Genomic DNA, 2,000 nt, shown 5'->3' with positions numbered 1-2,000 from the left:
AAGTGAGTGGCGGTGGTAGAAGAGCATTCTAAACAGCAACGAAGGTGTGATGTGAGTCATGCTGGAGCGTTTAGAAGAGACGATGTTGGCATGAGTAACGATAATGTGAGTGAGAAACTCACACGCCGCAAGTCCGAAGTTTCCTCAGTAAAGATAATCTGCTGAGGGTAAGCCGGCCCCTAAGGCGATGCCGAACGGCGCAGCTGATGGGAACCAGGTTAATACTCCTGGGCCTGAGATAACGAGTGATGGAGTGACGCAACTATGCAACACAGACTACTGTTGGATTAGTAGTTGAATGTATGTAGGAGAGAATACAGGCAAATCCGTATTTTCAATCCGAGGTACAGGACGACAGCTTAGCTGATAAAGTGTGTTTATAAGGTTGCCAAGAAATAGCTTCTAAGCGATGAAGTATATCAGACCGTACTGCAAACCGACACAGGTGGACGAGGAGAGTATCCTCAGGCGTTCGAGAGAATTCTGGTTAAGGAACTAGGCAAAATGACCCCGTAACTTCGGGAGAAGGGGTGCTACATTAGTGTGAGCATGTGCAATGCAGAGCATGAAGTAGCCGCAGTGAAGAGGCCCAAGCGACTGTTTATCAAAAACACAGGTCTATGCGAAGAAGTAATTCGAAGTATATAGACTGACACCTGCCCGGTGCTGGAAGGTTAAATGGAGAGGTTAGCTTTTAGGAGCGAAGCTTTGAAATGAAGCCCCAGTAAACGGCGGCCGTAACTATAACGGTCCTAAGGTAGCGAAATTCCTTGTCGGGTAAGTTCCGACCTGCACGAATGGTGTAACGATTTGGGCACTGTCTCAACCAGGAACTCGGTGAAATTGTAATAGCGGTGAAGATACCGCTTACCCGCGAAAGGACGGAAAGACCCCGTGAACCTTTACTGTATCTTGGCATTGTAACTTGGTTTAGTATGTGTAGGATAGGTGGGAGGCTGCGAAGCATGGTCGCTAGATTGTGCCGAGCCGTTGTTGAAATACCACCCTTATTAAATTGATTTACTAACGATATGAAAACATATTGGACATTGCCAGGTGGGCAGTTTGACTGGGGCGGTCGCCTCCGAAAAAGTAACGGAGGCTTACCAAGGTTCCCTCAAGATGGTTGGTAATCATCTGCAGAGCATAAAGGTATAAGGGAGCTTGACTGCGAGACTGACGGGTCGAGCAGGTAGGAAACTAGGTCTTAGTGATCCGGCGGTTCTGAATGGAAGGGCCGTTGCTCAAAGGATAAAAGGTACTCCGGGGATAACAGGCTGATACCGCCCAAGAGTTCATATCGACGGCGGTGTTTGGCACCTCGATGTCGGCTCAACTCATCCTGGGGCTGAAGAAGGTCCCAAGGGTTCGGCTGTTCGCCGATTAAAGAGTTACGCGAGCTGGGTTCAGAACGTCGTGAGACAGTTCGGTCCCTATCCTTCGTGGGCGCAGGAGATTTGAGAGGATCTTCATTTAGTACGAGAGGACCGGTGTGGACGAACCTCTGGTGTATCGGTTGTGGCGCCAGCTGCATTGCCGAGTAGCTAAGTTCGGAATGGATAACCGCTGAAAGCATCTAAGCGGGAAGCCAACCTCAAGATTAGATCTCCCCTTAGAGTCATTGGAGACTACAATGTTGATAGGTCACAGGTGTACGCATGGCAACATGTTCAGCCGAGTGATACTAATAACTCGATCGTCTTACTTATTATTTTTTATATACACTCTATTATCTCTTACTGTATAGATACAGTAAGAGAGTGAAAAGTTAATAATTATAAGTGAAAAATTATTAAGAGTTCATGCACAAAAAAAGCGTAAAAGTTTTAAAAATCATTTTTGACAGGGGTCAAAGATGGTGGTAATAGCAGTGAGGCTACACCTGTTCCCATTCCGAACACAGAAGTTAAGCTCACTCACGTCGATGATACTGCACTGGCAACGGTGTGGGAAAGTAGATAGCCGCCATCTTTGACCCCTGTTGTATTTTCAACAGGGGG

At 47.1% G+C, this 2,000-nt stretch carries 2 rRNA genes; both read left to right on the top strand.

The window, feature by feature from the left end:
• Positions 1 to 1,709: ribosomal RNA gene (locus JEY82_RS19665) — 23S ribosomal RNA — on the top strand; the annotation flags it as partial.
• Positions 1,710 to 1,854: 145 nt separating this feature from the next.
• A 5S ribosomal RNA gene (gene rrf, locus JEY82_RS19660) occupies positions 1,855 to 1,971 on the top strand.
• The last annotated feature ends 29 nt before the right edge of the window (positions 1,972 to 2,000 follow it).

Origin of the sequence: Maridesulfovibrio ferrireducens (genome assembly GCF_016342405.1) — a bacterium.
GTDB lineage: Bacteria > Desulfobacterota > Desulfovibrionia > Desulfovibrionales > Desulfovibrionaceae > Maridesulfovibrio > Maridesulfovibrio ferrireducens_A.
The sequence above is the reverse complement of the archived record's forward strand: the minus strand, read 5'-3'. Positions and strand labels throughout refer to the sequence as shown.